Annotated in this window: 13 protein-coding genes and 2 tRNA genes; 13 read left to right on the top strand and 2 right to left on the bottom strand. The window is 24.9% G+C overall.

Features of this window, described 5'->3' with window-relative positions:
- The first annotated feature begins 3 nt into the window (after positions 1–3).
- From dapB to pnp, 13 genes are all read left to right on the top strand, one after another.
- Complete coding sequence (gene dapB / locus PAD_RS00075) at positions 4–819, top strand: 4-hydroxy-tetrahydrodipicolinate reductase (protein ID WP_219848708.1); 816 nt, start codon at positions 4–6, stop codon at positions 817–819.
- A complete protein-coding gene (carA, locus tag PAD_RS00070; RefSeq protein ID WP_219848707.1) occupies positions 812–1,897 on the top strand; it encodes a glutamine-hydrolyzing carbamoyl-phosphate synthase small subunit in 1,086 nt (361 codons plus the stop codon). The genes dapB and carA overlap by 8 nt, the downstream gene beginning before the upstream one ends.
- Before the next feature lie 19 nt (positions 1,898–1,916).
- Positions 1,917–5,147, top strand: a complete 3,231-nt coding sequence (gene carB / locus PAD_RS00065) for a carbamoyl-phosphate synthase large subunit (RefSeq protein WP_219848706.1) — start codon at positions 1,917–1,919, stop codon at positions 5,145–5,147.
- Positions 5,147–5,635, top strand: a complete 489-nt coding sequence (gene greA / locus PAD_RS00060; protein ID WP_219848705.1) for a transcription elongation factor GreA — start codon at positions 5,147–5,149, stop codon at positions 5,633–5,635. The genes carB and greA overlap by 1 nt, the downstream gene beginning before the upstream one ends.
- A 27-nt stretch (positions 5,636–5,662) precedes the next feature.
- A complete protein-coding gene (ftsH, locus tag PAD_RS00055) occupies positions 5,663–7,471 on the top strand; it encodes an ATP-dependent zinc metalloprotease FtsH (RefSeq protein ID WP_219848704.1) in 1,809 nt (602 codons plus the stop codon).
- 10 nt (positions 7,472–7,481) lie between these two features.
- Positions 7,482–7,658, top strand: coding sequence for a hypothetical protein (locus PAD_RS00050; RefSeq protein WP_219848703.1), 177 nt, complete (start codon positions 7,482–7,484; stop codon positions 7,656–7,658).
- Positions 7,659–7,702: 44 nt separating this feature from the next.
- Positions 7,703–7,787 (top strand) — tRNA-Ser (locus PAD_RS00045).
- A 23-nt stretch (positions 7,788–7,810) separates the two neighbouring features.
- Positions 7,811–7,884 (top strand) — tRNA-Met (locus PAD_RS00040).
- A gap of 60 nt (positions 7,885–7,944) precedes the next feature.
- Positions 7,945–9,231 (top strand): transcription termination factor NusA, encoded by a 1,287-nt coding sequence (nusA, locus tag PAD_RS00035; RefSeq protein WP_219848702.1) that lies wholly within the window; start codon positions 7,945–7,947, stop codon positions 9,229–9,231.
- A 26-nt stretch (positions 9,232–9,257) separates the two neighbouring features.
- Positions 9,258–11,429: a translation initiation factor IF-2 gene (infB, locus tag PAD_RS00030; protein WP_219848701.1), complete on the top strand. Its 2,172-nt coding sequence runs from the start codon at positions 9,258–9,260 to the stop codon at positions 11,427–11,429.
- Positions 11,426–11,776 carry a 30S ribosome-binding factor RbfA gene (rbfA, locus tag PAD_RS00025; protein WP_219848700.1) on the top strand — a complete coding sequence of 117 codons (351 nt, stop codon included), beginning with the start codon at positions 11,426–11,428 and terminating at the stop codon, positions 11,774–11,776. Before infB ends, rbfA begins: the two co-directional genes overlap by 4 nt.
- Before the next feature lies 1 nt (position 11,777).
- Positions 11,778–12,047 (top strand): 30S ribosomal protein S15, encoded by a 270-nt coding sequence (gene rpsO / locus PAD_RS00020; protein WP_219848398.1) that lies wholly within the window; start codon positions 11,778–11,780, stop codon positions 12,045–12,047.
- A 23-nt stretch (positions 12,048–12,070) separates the two neighbouring features.
- Positions 12,071–14,200, top strand: coding sequence for a polyribonucleotide nucleotidyltransferase (gene pnp, locus PAD_RS00015; protein WP_219848699.1), 2,130 nt, complete (start codon positions 12,071–12,073; stop codon positions 14,198–14,200).
- A 30-nt stretch (positions 14,201–14,230) separates the two neighbouring features.
- On the opposite strand, the gene dnaJ is transcribed toward pnp, so the two are convergent.
- A complete protein-coding gene (gene dnaJ, locus PAD_RS00010) occupies positions 14,231–15,289 on the bottom strand; it encodes a molecular chaperone DnaJ (protein WP_219848698.1) in 1,059 nt (352 codons plus the stop codon).
- Positions 15,290–15,311: 22 nt separating this feature from the next.
- Entirely contained in the window at positions 15,312–17,210 is a 1,899-nt protein-coding gene (dnaK, locus tag PAD_RS00005) for a molecular chaperone DnaK (protein WP_219848697.1), read from the bottom strand.

The following is a 17,210-nucleotide window of genomic DNA, read 5'->3' as shown; positions in this document are numbered from 1 at the left end:
TTTATGATAAAAGTAATTATTTTAGGGGCAATTGGTCGTATTGGAAAATTATTAATTAAAACTATAACAAGTGAGAAAAATTTTAAATTAATAGGTGCTGTAATAAATCCAAAAAATAAATTAATAGGAAAAGATATTGGTGAAATAATAGGTTTAGGTAAATTAAATATAAAAACTGTTGGAAATATAAAAGATATAAAAAATAAATTTGATACAATAATAGATTTTACAAATACAAAATTAAGTTTAAAAAATTTAGAATATTGTTATAAAAATAAGAAATCAATAATTATTGGGACTACAGGATTTAAAAAAAAACAATTAAAAAAAATAAAAATGTTTAAAAATAAAGTACCATTTGTATTGTCAGCTAATATGAGTATAGGTGCTAATATTATATCAGATATAATTATTAAGATAACAAAAAAATTAATAATAAAAGATTTTGATATAGAAATTATTGAATATCATCATAATAAGAAAATTGATTGTCCTTCTGGAACTGCCTTATTTATAGGCAAAAAGATAGCTGAGATTATAGGATACAGTCTAAATACTCTTAAAGTTTATCTGAAAAAAAATGGTCCACGTATTAAAAATACAATAGGATATTCAATAATTAGAGCAGGAGATATAATAGGAGAACATAAAATAATTTATGCTTCAAAATCAGGGGAAATAATAGAAATTAATCATAAAGTAACAAATAGATTAGTATTTGCTTATGGAGCATTAGTTGCAGCAAAATGGATTAAAAATAAAAAAAATGGATATTATACTATGCAAGATGTACTAAAAGAGGAAAAGAAATTTGTATAAAATTGCGTTATTAGCATTAGAAGATGGAAGTATTTTTAAAGGGATTTCTATAGGAGATTATGGTAAGACTTCAGGTGAAATAATTTTTAATACTTCAATTACAGGATATCAAGAAATTATAACAGATCCTTCTTATTTTAAACAAATAGTAACATTTACTAATCCTCATATAGGAAATACAGGTATTAATAAATATGATATAGAATATAAAAAAATTTGTGTATCTGGATTAATATTAAATTGTATTCCTAGTATATTAATTAGTAATTATCGTAGTAATTGTTCATTAAGAGAATATTTAAAAAATCAAAAGATAGTTTGTATAGCAAATATTGATACACGAAAATTAACTATTAATTTAAGAGATAAAGGTATAAAAAATGGTGCTATTTTAACTGTTAATAATATAAATAATAATTATATTAAATTAGCAAGAAAATTAGCGCGTAAAAATTTAAATTATAAAAATATTAAATTAATAAATTATAATAAAAAAAATTATAATTATAAAAAATATAATAATCATATTATTGTTTATGATTTTGGTACTAAATATAATATAATAAGAATATTAAAAAAATTAGGATGTCGTATTACAATAGTTTCATATAAAACTTCATTTAAAGAAATTATTTCAATGAAACCAGATGGAGTTTTATTATCTAATGGACCAGGTAATCCTGAAAATTATAATTTTTCTATATCTACTATAAAAAAATTGTGTGATTTTAAACTTCCTTTATTTGGTATTTGTTTAGGACATCAATTATTGGCTTTGGCTAGTGGAGCAAAAACAATTAAAATGAACTTTGGGCATCATGGTTCTAATCATCCAATATTAGAAATTAAAACTGGAAAAATTTTTATTACAAGTCAAAATCATTGTTTTGTTGTGGACGAACAGAATTTACCAAAAAATATAAGAATTACCCATAGATCTTTGTTTGACGGGACTTTACAAGGTATAGAAAGGACAGATTGTCCTGCTTCTAGTTTTCAAGGCCATCCAGAAGCGAGTCCAGGCCCACACGATTCATATTTATTATTTTATCGATTTATAAAAAAATTAAAAAAATAAATTCTAAAATGGAATACATATGCCCAAATATACATATATAAAAAAAGTATTAATTATAGGTTCTGGACCTATTATTATTGGTCAAGCTTGTGAATTTGATTATTCTGGAGTACAAGCATGCAAAGCTTTAAGAGAAGAAGGTATATATGTTATATTAGTTAATTCAAACCCAGCTACAATTATGACAGATCCACAGATAGCTAATTCTACATATATTGAGCCAATAAACTGGGAAATTTTATCTAAGATTATTGAAAAAGAAAGACCAGATGCAGTTCTTCCAACAATGGGAGGTCAAACAGCCTTAAACTGTGCATTAGATTTATATAAATATGGTGTATTAAAAACTTTTAATGTAAAAATTATTGGAGTTAATATATCTACTATAAAAAAAGCTGAAAATCGTAAAAATTTTATTAATATAATGAACAATATTGGGCTAGAGAGTCCTAAATCAGTAATAGTTAGATATATAAAAGATATATATAAAATAAAAAATAAACTAGGTTTTCCTTGTATTATACGTCCTTCATATACCATGGGTGGTTTTGGTGGTGGAATAGCAAAAAATTTTGAAGAATTAAAAAAAATTTGTATAAGAGGTTTTAATATTGCTCCTACAAAAGAATTATTAATAGATGAATATTTAAATGGTTGGAAAGAATATGAAATGGAGTTATTACGTGATAAAAAAGGAAATTGTATTATTATATGTTCAATAGAAAATTTTGATACAATGGGGATACATACTGGGGATTCAATAACAGTAGCACCTGCTCAAACATTAACTGATAAAGAATATCAAATAATGCGGAATGCTTCAATTTCTGTATTAAAAGAAATTGGAATAGATAGTGGAGGATCTAATGTTCAATTTGGCATAAATCCAAAAACAGGAAAAATGGTAGTAATAGAAATGAATCCTAGAGTATCTAGATCTTCAGCTTTAGCATCAAAAGCGACAGGATTTCCTATAGCTAAAATAGCAGCTAAATTAGCAATAGGTTATACATTAGATGAATTAAAAAATGAGATTACAAAAGGTAAAATCCCTGCTTCTTTTGAACCAACTCTAGATTATATCGTTACTAAAATACCTATTTTTAACTTTGAAAAATTTCCTAAAGCTAATGATAGATTAACAACAGAAATGAAATCTGTAGGTGAAGTAATGGCAATAGGAAGAAATTTTAAAGAATCATTACAAAAAGCATTACGTAGTTTAGATATAGGTATTAATGGCTTAAATAATAAAGTACTAAATTATAAAAAAGATTCTTTAAATATAATAAAAAATGAATTACAAAATCCAGGCTCGGAGCGTATCTTTTATATTGCTGATGCTTTTAGAGCTGGATTTACAATAAAAGAAATTTTTAATTATACAAAAATTGATGTTTGGTTTTTAAATCAAATTAAAGAATTAATAAAAATAGAAAATATTTTTTTAAAAAAGAATATAAATAATATTAATTTTGATAATTTATATTTACTAAAAAAACAAGGTTTTAGTGATAATAGAATTGCTAAATTATTAAATGTTAATGAAAATAAAATTAGAGAATTACGTAAAAAATTAAATATACATCCAGTATATAAAAGAGTTGATACTTGTTCAGCAGAATTTACTACTTCAACTGCTTATCTGTATTCTACATATGATGAAGAATGTGAAGCTAATATTAATAATACTTATAATAAAATTATTATAATAGGAAGTGGAGCTAACCGAATTGGACAAGGTATTGAATTTGATTATTGTTGTGTTCATGCAGCAATTGCTATGCGTGAAAATGGATATGAAACGATTATGATTAATTGTAATCCAGAAACAGTTTCTACTGATTATGATATTAGTGATAAATTATATTTTGAACCGATAACTTTAGAAGATATATTAGAAATTATAAGAAAAGAAAAACCAAAAGGAGTTCTTATACAATTTGGTGGACAAACACCTTTAAAAATAATAAAAAATATAAATAAAGAAGAAATTCCTATTATTGGTACTAATAACTTAGCAATAGATATAGCTGAAGATAGAGAAAAATTTAAAAATTTAATTAAAAAAATAAAATTAATACAACCTGAAAATGAAATTGCTTTTAATTTAAAAGATGCTTTAATTCAAGCTCAAAAAATAGGATATCCATTAATTGTTCGTCCTTCTTATGTTATAGGAGGTAGAGCAATGGAAATAGTTTATAATGTAAAAGAATTAGAAAAATATATAAAAAAAGCTTTTAAATTATCAAAAACAAATTCAATTTTATTAGATAAATATATAAATAAAGCAATAGAAATTGATATTGATGCTTTATCAGATGGTAAAGAAATTATAATTTGTGGAATTATGCAACATATAGAACAAGCTGGTATTCATTCAGGCGATTCAGCATGTTCCTTCCCACCTTTTTACTTAGATATAAAAATTCAAAATGAAATAAAAAAACAAATCAAAAAAATAGCTATTGAATTAAAAATAATAGGCTTAATGAATTGTCAAATAGCTTGTAAAAATAAAAAAATTTATATTTTAGAAGTAAATCCTAGAGCTTCACGTACAATACCTTTTGTTTCAAAATGTATAGGTTTTTCTTTAGCTAAAATAGCTGCAAATTGTATGATAGGTAAATCTTTAAATTATTATCAAAAAATATTAAAAAACATAAAACCGAAATTTTATGGTGTAAAAGAAGCTGTTTTACCTTTTAATAAATTTATAGGTGTAGCTCCTGTATTATCCCCTGAAATGAAATCTACTGGTGAAGTTATGGGGATAGGTAGTAATTTTAGTGAAGCTTTTTATAAATCACAATTAAGTATTGGAATGCCTATTATAAAAATAAAAGAAAAAAAACAACTTATTGCTTTTATTTCAGTATGTAATAATGATAAAAAGAAAATTTCAAAAATAGCAAAAAATTTAATAAAATTAGGTTTTAATTTATTTGCTACTATTGGAACTGCTAAAATTATATTAAAAAATGGACTTTTAGTTAAAAGTATTAGTAAAAATAATATTATTTTTATTTTTAAAAAATATAAAATAAATTATGTAATAAATACAATAAATAAAAAAAATAATTTAATAAATAAAAATTATATAATTCGTAATACAGCAATTATCAAAAAAGTGCCATACACAACTACAATTGCAGGCGCATATTCTATATGTATGGCATTAAAATATTGTAATAAAATAAATAAAGTAAGAAATATTCAAGATATGTATACAGGAGTTATTTAATGATGGAATCATCAAATAAAATACCTATGACAAAAGAAGGTGAAAAAATTTTAAAAAAAGAACTTAATAAACTAAAAACTATAAATAGAAATAAGATAATAAATGATATTACTGAAGCAAGAAAACATGGTGATTTAAAAGAAAATGCTGAATATCATGCGGCTCTCGAACAACAAGTTTTTTTAGAAAGACGTATTAAAGAACTTGAAAATAAACTTGCAAATTCACAAGTTATTGATATAACAAAAATATATCCAAATGGTAAAATTATATTTGGAGTAACAGTTACTTTAATAAAGTTAATTAATAATAAAAAAATAAAATATAAAATTGTAGGAGAAGATGAAGCTAATATAAAAAAAAAGAAAATTTCTATTAGATCTCCAATAGCACGAGCTTTAATTGGAAAAAAAAAAGGTGAGATTGTTAATGTAAATACACCAGGTGGAAATGTAAAGTATGAAATTAATTTAATAGAACATTTGTAATTTGTAATAAAAAAATAATGTGAAAATATGGCTAAAAACCTGATTAATTGGTTAATTATAGTAGCAATTTTATTAACATTCTTTAATAATATTGGTATTGATTCTCATACACAAATCTTAAGTTATTCTCAATTTGTACAAGAATTACATAAAAATAAAATCCGTAATATTATTATTGATGGATATTTTATAAATGGGCAACATAAAGATGGGTCTATTTTTAAAACAATTAGACCAACAATTGAAGATCCTAGTTTAATTGATGATTTATTAAATCATAATGTTTCGATAGAAGGAAGAGAACCAAATAAAACAAGTATATGGTCAAAGTTATTAATATCTAGTTTTCCAATATTAATTATTATCGCTGTTTTATTATTTTTTATGCGACAAATGCAAATTAATGTTGGAGGTAAAGGTGGGCCAATTATTTTTGGTAAATCTAAAGCTAAAGTAATTTTAAAAGATCAAATAAAAATTACGTTTAGAGATGTTGCAGGTTGTGATGAAGCTAAATCAGAAGTTGAAGACTTAGTAGATTTTTTAAAAAATATAAAAAAATTTAAAAAATTAGGAGGTAAAATTCCAAAAGGTGTTTTAATGATAGGGCCTCCTGGCACTGGTAAAACTTTGCTTGCAAAAGCGATAGCTGGAGAAGCAAAAGTCCCATTCTTTACTATTTCTGGTTCTGAATTTGTAGAAATGTTTGTAGGAGTAGGTGCTTCTAGGGTTAGAGATATGTTTATTCAAGCAAAAAAACAATCACCTTGTATTATTTTTATAGATGAGATAGATGCAGTAGGTAGAACAAGAGGTTCAAGTTTAGGTGGAGGAGGTCATGATGAAAGAGAACAAACTTTAAATCAATTATTAGTTGAAATGGATGGTTTTGAATCAAATAAAGGGACTATTGTTATCGCTGCAACTAATCGGCCTGATGTGTTAGATAAAGCATTATTAAGACCAGGAAGGTTTGATAGAAAAGTTAATGTAACTTTACCAGATATTGTGGGTAGAGAAAATATACTTAATCTACATTTGAGAAAAATTCCTTTATCTGATGATGTAGAACCTAAAATAATTGCATTGGGGACTCCAGGATGTTCTGGAGCTGAATTAGCTAATATAGTTAATGAAGCAGCAATTTTAGCAGCAAAAAGGAAATTAAATTTAGTTAGTATGAATGAATTAGAAAAAGCAAAAGATAAACTTATAATGGGGAATGAAATCCGTTCTATGGTAATGTCAGAAAAAGAAAAACGAAATACAGCATATCATGAAGCAGGGCATGCTATTATAGGTTTATTAATACCAGAACATGATCCTATATATAAAGTAACTATTATACCAAGAGCACAAGCATTAGGTGTTACAATGTTTTTACCAAAAATAGATAGATATTGTTATTCTCGTAAACAATTAATTAGTAAAATTTGTTCTTTATTTGGTGGTCGTGTTGCTGAAGAGATAACACAAGGAGTTAATGGTGTTACTACAGGAGCTTCAAATGATATAAAATGTGCAACAGAATTAGCTCATCAAATGGTGTATAAATGGGGGTTTTCTTCAGAAATGGGACCAATAATGTATGATGAATATAAATTAAATAATCAAATTAATAATAAAAAATTTTTAATTTCTATAAAAACTTATGAAAAATTAGATAAAGAAATAATAAAACTTATTGAAGAATGTTATTTAATATCTTATTCAATTATAGTTAACAATATAGAGAAACTTGATTTAATGGCAGAAGCTTTATTTCATTATGAAACAATAAATTTTAAACAGATAAAAAAAATAATGCAAGGAAAATTTCCAAAAAAATATATTTAGGAATATTAACTTGAAGAAATTCTTATTAATATTAAATATTATATATTTTATAAATATAATAACTTTTATTATATATTTTAATGTTAATTGTTCTAATAGTATATTTTTTTATAAAATCTTAACTAAATTAATAAATTTTTTATTATTAATTTATTTTTTAATTTCATTAACTTTAAGTTGTTTTTAATTTCATCCCTTGACGTAATATTTTAAATATATATAATATATACAGCCGATGTGGTGAAAATTGGTAGACACGCTATTTCGAGGGGATAGTAACCAACTGGTTATGCGGGTTCAACTCCCGCCTTCGGCATCTTGTTTATTTTATTAAGTTAAAGCGGGGTGGAGCAGGCAGGTAGCTCGTTGGGCTCATAACCCGAAGGTCGTTGGTTCAAATCCAATCCCCGCTAAAGTTTTGATTTTAACCCCTAAAACTCCTAAAATAGGTATAACCTTTAATAGGAAAATGTATGAGAAAAGATATTTTATTAATTATTGATTCTATTTATAATGAAAAAGGTATTTCACGTAACTGTATTTTTAAAACAGTTGAAGAAGCTTTATCAAGTGCAACTATTAAACGATTTGAAGGACAAAATGTAAATATTATAGTTAAAATGAATCGACTTAATGGCAAGTATGATACTTTTCGTAGGTGGAAAATAGTTAAAGATGAAAAGTATACTAAATCATCTATAGAAATTCCTTATACTGCTGCTAAAAAAATAAATAAAAAAATTGAACTTAATAAATATATTGAATATAAAATTGAGAATATTAATTTTGGTAGAATAGCTGTTAAAATTGCAAAACAAATTCTTATACAAAAAGTTCGTGAAGCTGAACGTACTGAAATAATACGTAATTATAGTAAAAAAATAGGTGAAATAATATGTGGGAATATAAAAAAAATAATTAAAGAGGGTATAATAATTGAATTAGATGATAAAACTGAAGGTTTTTTACCACGTAATGAAATGATGCCTGGGGAACGGTTTAATATTAATGAAAGGATACGTACTTTATTATTTAAGGTAAATCCAAATAGTCGGAATTTTAAATTAATACTGTCAAGATGTTGTTCAAAATTTTTAATTGAATTAATAAAAATAGAAGTACCTGAAATATTAGATGAATTAATAGAAATAAAAAGTGTTGCTAGAGATCCAGGTTATAAAGCTAAAATTGCTGTTAAAACAAATGAGTTTAATCTTGATCCAGTAGGGTCTTGTGTAGGTATGCGTGGTTATCGGATCCAGTCTATTTCTAATGAATTACATAATGAACGTATTGATATTGTACTTTGGGATGATGATTATACTAAATTTGTTATTAATGCTATGTATCCATTAGATGTTCTTTCTATAATTGTTGATGAAACTAAACATAGTATGGAAATCATTGTTAATGAATATAATTATTATAAAGCTATCGGAAAATGTGGACAAAATATAAAATTGGCATCAGAATTAACAGGATGGATATTAAATGTAGTTACTAAAAATGAAGCTAATAAAAAAAATAAAAAAGAAATAAAAAATAAAGTTAAAAATTTAAGTTTAAAACTTGAGATTGATAAAAAAATAGCAGTATTTTTAGTAGAATATGGTTTTACTTCATTAGAAGAAATTGTATATGTTCCAGTCGAAGAGTTTTTAAATATAAAAGAATTTAATATAAATTTAATAAAAAAATTAAAATCACGTGCTAAAGAAGAATTGCTAAATTTAGTAAGAAAAGATGAAATAAAAAAATAATTAACAGGTATTTATGGAGAAAGATAATGGTAGAAATAACTGTTAAAGATTTTGCTATAAAAATTGGATGTGATATAAATAGGTTGCTTAATTATTTAAATTGTGCTGGTTTGAAACATAAAAATGCAGATAATTTATTAACAGAAAATGATAAACAAATATTATTAAATTATCTTCATTTTCAACACGGGATAAATAATATAATTACTTTAACTAGAAAAATAAATCGTAAGATCCATATGGAAAATAAATTAATAGATATTCAAATACGTAAAAAAAAGACTTTTTTAAAAATAAATACAGAAAAAATAGAAAGAAATAAAAATAATAAACAATTTTTACAAAAAAAAGATAATCGTAATAATAAAAAAAAGTCTTTAGAAGAAGATAAGAAAAAAATAAAAAAAAACAATAATAAATCTAATTTACATACTTTTAAAATTCCTACAAAAAATATTATTAGAGAAATAAATATTTATGAATCAAATAGTATTTTATATTTAGCTAATAAAATGGCAATAAAAGCCGCAGAATTAATAAAAGTATTATTTAATCTGGGGGTTTCAGTTACTAAAAATCAAAAAATAGATAAAGATACTGCTTGTTTAGTTGTAGAAGAACTTGGGCATACTCCAAAAATTAGAAATACTAATGAAATTGAAAAAAATATATTAAAAAATAAAAGTTTTAATGAAGGTAAAAAAATTACCCGCATTCCAATAATTACTGTTATGGGACACGTAGATCATGGAAAAACATCTCTAATTGATTGTATCCGTAAAACTAACTTAGTAAAGAAAGAATTAGGAGGCATTACTCAACATATTGGTGTATATAATGTATTAATAGATAAAGGAAAAAACATAACTATTATTGATACTCCAGGTCATAAAGCTTTTATAAAAATGCGTGCAATTGGTGTAAAATTTACTGATATAGTTATATTAGTAGTATCAGCTGATGATGGTATAAAACCTCAAACTATAGAAGCAATAGAACATGCAAAAGATGAAAAATTACCAATTATTGTAGCGATAAATAAAATTGATAAAATAGGGATAGATATTGAAAGGGTTCGTAATGAGTTATCTAAATATGGGCTTATTCCTGAGGATTTGGGAGGAGATACTCCTTTTCTCCCTGTCTCAGCAAAAACAGGTGAAGGTATAAATGTTTTATTAGAATCTGTTATTTTATTATCAGAAATTTTAGAGTTAACTGCTGTATTAGATTCACCAGGTAATGGTGTAATAATAGAATCAAGAATAGATATAGGAAAAGGCCCAGTAGCTAAAATATTAGTTTTAAATGGTACTTTAAATAAAGGAGATATAGTATTATCTGGATTAAATTATGGAAGAGTACGTGCAATTATAGATGATTTAGGAAAAACTTTAGAGAAAGTAGGTCCATCAATTCCAGTAGAAATTATTGGATTAAATGGGATACCAGAATCAGGTGAAAAAATTAATGTAGTATCAGATGAAAAAAAAGCACGTGATGTAATTAACATTCGTTATATAAAACAAAAAAATAATAAACAAAAAAATAATAGTCTATTTAATCAAAATTTATTTAAAAAAAGAGAAAAAATAAATACAATCAAAATTATACTTAAAGTAGACGTACAAGGAACTTTAGAAGCATTACGTAGTTCTATAAATGAATTATCTAATGAGAAAATTATTGTGAAGATAATATCAGCTAGTGTTGGAAATATAAATGAAAATGATGTTAAATTAGCAATTCCATCAAAAGCAATATTAGTTGGATTTAATGTACATGTTTCCAGTGAAGCTAGAAATATTATTGAACGTGAAAATATATCCTTATTTTATTATAATATAATTTATAAATTAATTGATGGTATTAAAGAAGTTATAAATAATAAATTAAAACCTAAAAAGATTGAAAAAATTATTGGTATAGCAGAAGTTCGTGATATATTTAAGAATAATAAAAAAAAAGGAATAATTGCTGGATGTATAGTAAGAGAAGGTAAGATTTTACGTAAAAATAAAATACGTATTATTCGTAAAAATTTAGTTGTTTATAACGGGAACTTAGATTCATTACGTCGGTTCAAAGAAGATGTTAATGAAGTTAGTAATGGTATGGAATTTGGTATATGTATTCGTAAATATAATGATCTTAAGATAGGAGATAAAATAGAAGGTTTTGATAAATTAAATGTATGAAATATCGCATTAGAAAAATTTCTGAACTAATAAAAAAAGATTTAGCTTATTTAATCCAATATAAATTAAAAGATCCTAGAATAAAAAAAATAATTATAATACAGTCTGTAATAGTTAGTAAAGATATTAAATATGCTGAGATTTATTGGACTATAATGAATGAAAATAAAAAAAATAATATATATGCAAAAATTTTAAAATTAGCTTCAGGTTATTTACGATCTAAACTTTATAGAAATATTAAAATACATCAGATCCCAAAATTAAGATTTCATTATGATGTAAGTATTAATCGTAGTTATAAATTAAATAAATTAATAAATAAAATAATTGGAGAGAATATATAAAATGGCTGTTAATAAAAAAAATAAAGCTGCCATTGTTAATGCATTTGGTAAAAATAAATTTGATACAGGTTATCCTGAAGTTCAAATAGCTTTATTAACTAATAATATATTTATATTACAAAATCATTTAAAAAAAAATAAATATGATTATCATTCGAAAAGAGGGTTGATTCGTATGGTAAATAAACGTAAAAAACTTTTAAATTATTTAAAAATAAAAAATCAAGCACGTTATAAATATTTAATTAAAAAAATTAATTTACGTCATTAGTTTAAAAAAAAAAGGAAAAAATATTGATTTTATATATAAAAAAATTTAAGTATGGTGGAAAAAATATTATTTTAGAAACAGGTAAAATAGCTAAAAATACAAATGGGAGTGTCGTTATTACTATTGATAATACTGTGGTATTATGTACAGTAGTTGTAAATAAAAATATAAAAAATCAAGATTATTTTCCTTTGTCAGTATATTATCAAGAAAAAACTTATGCTGCAGGTAAAATCCCAGGTGGTTTTTTTAAACGAGAAGGTCGTCCTACTGAAAAAGAAATATTAACTTCAAGACTAATTGATAGACCAATAAGACCTAATATAAATAAAAATTATAAAAATGAAGTACAAATAATATGTACAGTAATTTCTGCTGAAAAGAAAACTAATCCAGATATGGCTGCTATGATTGGGACATATGCAGCAATAGGTATTTCAGATATACCTTTAATAGATACAATTGGAGTTGCTAGAGTTGGGTTTAATAAAGAAATTGGTTATTGGCTTAATATAAATAATGAAATAAATTCTGAATTAGATATAGTTGTAGCCGGAACAAATAAATCAGTATTAATGGTTGAAGCTGAAGTAAAAGAAAAAACAGAATTAATAATTTTAGGTGCAATATGTTATGCACATAGAGAAATGCAATTTTTAATAAAAAATATAAATGAATTTACTGAAGAATATAAGAAAAAAAATAATCGGTTAATAAAAAATAATAAAAAAAAAGAAAATAAAAAAAATATATATTTAGAAAATAAATTATTTAATGAATTTAATTATAGTATAAAAGATATATTTTATATTTTTGATAAAATAATAAGAAAAGAAGCATTAAATATAATTATAAATCAAGTTCTTGAAAAATTTCTAAATAATTATTTTAAATATAAATACGAAATAATTTATGAAAAATTAAATGTAATAATAAAAAAAATATTTATAAATAAAATTTTTGAAACAAACAAACGGCTAGATGGTCGTGCTTTAAAATCAATACGTTCATTATCCATCCAATTAGGTATTTTGCCAAGTGCACATGGTTCTGCTTTATTTACTAGGGGAGATACTCAAGCACTTATTGCCATAACTTTGGGTAGTTTACGTGAAGCTCAGTTAATAGAAGGTTTAGAAGAAGAACGATATGAGAATTTAATGTTTCATTATAATTTTCCACCTTTTAGTGTAGGAGAAATAGGTTTTATTGGTTTACCCAAACGCCGTGAAATTGGTCATGGTAATCTTGCAAAAAGAGCTGTAAGTGGTGTTTTATCTAAAGAAGATTTTCCTTATTCCATAAGAATAGTTTCAGAAATTACTGAATCTAATGGGTCTAGTTCTATGGCTTCAGTATGTGGTGCCTCATTAGCCCTAATGGATGCTGGGGTCCCATTAACTTATACAGTAGCTGGGGTGGCGATGGGGTTAATTACAAAACAAGAAAAATATTTAATAATTACAGATATAGTAGGTGATGAAGATAATTTTGGTGAGATGGATCTTAAAGTAGCTGGGACTAGAAATGGTATAACTGCATTACAAATGGATATAAAAACACAAAAAGGTATTAATAAAGAAATTATACAATTAACTTTAAATCAAGCGTTAGAAGCTAGAAAAAATATTATTTATAAAATGAATTTAGTAATAAGTAAAAGTAGAAAAAAAATTTCTAATAAAGCACCAATTAATGTAATATTAAAAATAGAAACAGATAAGATACGTGATGTGATAGGTAAAGGGGGAATAACTATAAAAAAAATATGTGATAGCACAAAGACTATTATAGATATTAAAGATGATGGAAAAATACATATTTTTGCGAATAATAAAATTAATTCACAAAAAGCTATTGAAGCTATTAAGATGATTACTGAAGAAGCTAAAATTAATAAAATCTATAGAGGGAAAGTAATACGTATAATGGATTTTGGTGCTTTTGTTAATTTTCTGCCTGGAACTGATGGCCTGGTTCATATTTCACAAATTAGTTCAGGCCATGTTAAAAATATAAGAGATTTTATTAATGAAGGAGATATTGTACCAGTAAAAGTTTTAGAAAAAGATAATAAAGGAAAAATAAAATTATCAATTAAAGAAATTGATCCAATTGAAAAAACAGAATTTGAAGCTAATTTAAAATCCTAAAAATTTTTACACATTAAAACCAATTTTTTTTTAGAATGTTTTTTTTTCAATACTTTTTTGAAATTTACGTAATAATTCTTTTTGATTTTTATTAAGATTAATAGGGGTTTCTATTATTACTTTACACAATAAATCTCCTGGATAATTACTACGTATTGATTTAACCCCTTTTCCTTTAATTCTAAATTGTTTTCCTGTTTGGGTTCCAGCTGGGATTTTTAATTTAACTTGATTTCCTTCTAAAGTTGGTACTTCTAATACTCCCCCTAATGCCGCATCTACAAAATTGATTGGTATTGAACAATATAAATTTTTACCTTCTCTAATAAAAATCTTATGTGGTTTTATAGCTATTTGTACATATAAATCTCCATATTTTCCTCCATTAATACCACTTTCTCCTTCCCCTATAATTCTTATCCGATCACCATTATCTACTCCAGGTGGGATTTTAATAGATAATTTTTTTTTATCATTTATACGACCTTCTCCATTACATTTGATACAAGATTTATCTATAATTTCACCATTCCCTTTACAATTATTGCAAGTTTGTTGTATAGAAAAAAACCCTTGATGCATCCGTATTTGCCCTAAACCTTTACAACTAGGACAATATTTAGTTTTATAACCTGGTTCTGATCTATTACCATTACATCTATTACATTTAACTAATTTTTTTAAAGTAATATTTATTTTTTTACCATATATAGCTTCTTCAAGTTCAATATTTAATTTATAACGTAAATCAGACCCTCTTTGTGGACTATTTGATCTTTTATTACTACTTCCAAAAATATCACCGAAAACATCTCCAAACATATCACTAAAACCTGTATTAAAATTATTATTTGTTTGACCATCTTCTATTCCTGAATGGCCAAATTGATCATATGCAGTTCTTTTCTCTTTTACTGAAAGTATTTCATATGCTTCAGATATTTCACGAAACCGTTTTTCTGCTTGTTTATCATTAGGATTTCTATCTGGATGATATTTTTGAGCTAATCTCCGATATGCTTTTTTTATTTCTTTTTGATCTGCATTTCTACTAATACCTAATACTTCATAATAATCACGTTTGGACATTAATAAATAAAGCCTTTATATATTATTTTTTTTTATTATTTTTATTATTAACTTCTTCATATTCAGCATCCACTACATCTCCTTCTTTTTTATTAGAAGAAACATTATTTTTTTTATCTGAATATATTTTTTGAGAAACTTTACTATATTCTTCAGTAAGTTTATTAAGATCATCTTTTATTTTTTTTATCTCATCACTTTTTAATGTTTCTTCAAGATTAGAAATTAAAGATTCAATTTTCTTTTTTTCATCTTTATTTTTTATTTCTTTTAATGTTTTACGTATAGTATGAATCATACCATCTGATTGATTTCTTATTTTTACTAATTCTTCAAATTTTTTATCTTCTTCTTTATTTGATTCTGCATCTTTAATCATCTTATTTATTTCATCTTCAGTAAGACCACCAGAAGATTTGATTACAATAGATTGTTCTTTCCCAGTTGCTTTATCTTTAGCTGTAATATTTAAGATTCCATTAGCATCTAAATCAAACCCTACTTCAATTTGTGGAGTCCCTCTAGGAGCTGGAGGTATATCTGTTAAATCAAATCTACCTAAGGATTTATTTTGTAAAGCTTTTTTACGTTCGCCTTGTAAAGCATGAATAGTTACTGCAGTTTGATTATCTTCTGCTGTTGAAAATATTTGTGTTTTTTTAGTAGGGATTGTAGTATTCTTTTCTATTAATGGGGTCATTATCCCACCCATAGTTTCTATACCTAAAGTCAAAGGAGTTACATCTAATAAAAGTACATCTTTAACATCACCACCCAATACACCACCTTGAATTGCCGCACCCATTGCTACTGCTTCATCTGGATTTACATCTTTTCTAGCTTCTTTTCCAAAAAACTCTGCTACTGTTTTTTGTACTAAAGGCATACGTGTTTGCCCACCTACTAATATAATATCATCTATATCATAATTAGATATTTTTGCATCTGAGATAGCTTTTTTACAAGGTATAATAGATCTATTAATTAAATCTTCAACTAATGATTCTAATTTAGCTCTAGTAAGTTTTACATTAAGATGTTTTGGCCCAGTTTTGTCAGCTGTAATATATGGTAAATTAATCTCAGTTTGTTGAGAACTAGATAGTTCTATTTTACCTTTTTCTGCAGCTTCTTTTAACCTTTGCATTGCTAAAGAATCTCCTGATAAATCAATCCCACTTTCTGTTTGAAATTGTTTTACTATATAATTTATTAATTTTAGATCAAAATCTTCTCCTCCTAAAAAAGTATCGCCATTTGTTGCTAATACTTCAAATTGAGTTTCACCATCTACATCTGCAATTTCTATAATTGAAATATCAAAAGTTCCTCCACCTAAATCATAAACTGCTATTTTTTTATCACCTCTAGTCTTATCCATACCATAAGCCAAAGCTGCTGCAGTTGGTTCATTAATTATACGTTTTACTTTAAGACCAGCTATACGTCCCGCATCTTTAGTTGCTTGTCTTTGTGAATCATTAAAATAAGCTGGTACTGTTATTACAGCTTCAGTTATTTTTTCACCTAAATAATCTTCTGCTGTTTTTTTCATTTTTTTTAATATTTCTGCACTAATTTGAGGCGGAGCTAATTTTTTATTTTTTACTTTTACCCATGCATCTCCATTTTCAGCTTTTACAATTTTATAAGGCACCATTTTTATATCTTTTTGTACTACCTTATCATTAAATTTGCGACCGATAAGACGTTTGATTGCGTATAAAGTCTTAGATGGATTTGTTACAGCTTGCCGTTTTGCAGCTTGCCCAACTAATATTTCATTCTCATCTGTATACGCAATTATAGAAGGAGTGGTTCGCGCACCTTCTGAATTTTCAATTACACGACTTTTTCCATTATCTAATACAGCTACACAAGAGTTTGTAGTACCTAAATCAATACCTATAATTTTTCCCAT

The organism is Candidatus Portiera aleyrodidarum, from assembly GCF_000953295.1.
GTDB classification, from domain to species: domain Bacteria; phylum Pseudomonadota; class Gammaproteobacteria; order Johnevansiales; family Johnevansiaceae; genus Portiera; species Portiera aleyrodidarum_A.
This window is presented reverse-complemented; position numbering and strand designations above follow the sequence as displayed.